We start from the raw sequence: 307 nt of genomic DNA on the forward strand, positions 1-307 counted from the left end.
GAATCAAACTGAAAATAAAAAGAGGGTGACTGACAAGGATTTGGAAGCTGTTCTGCCTACTTATCAAGCCTATCTTTTCCAGAATGTCTACACTCTCATGTATCGGCAATTTACTGGGCAGGAGAAACTCTTTCTTAAGGTCATGGCTCAGAACGATGTTCTGGAGGTGCCATCTGCTTACTTAGTTGAAGAGCTTGGTAAAACTAAGGCCTATGTTAATGTCTATCGTGATCGTTTACTGAAAAGTCAGGTCCTAACAAGTCCAGAGCGGGGTCAATTGACTTTTAGTTTACCCTACTTCAAAGAC

At 41.4% G+C, this 307-nt stretch carries 1 protein-coding gene; it reads left to right on the forward strand.

The window, feature by feature from the left end; translation table 11 throughout:
• A partial coding sequence (locus FH871_RS35465; RefSeq protein WP_212768439.1) for a hypothetical protein occupies positions 1-307 on the forward strand: 307 nt, incomplete at both ends.

The organism is Larkinella sp. C7 (genome assembly GCF_006149005.1).
Taxonomy (GTDB): Bacteria; Bacteroidota; Bacteroidia; order Cytophagales; family Spirosomataceae; genus Larkinella.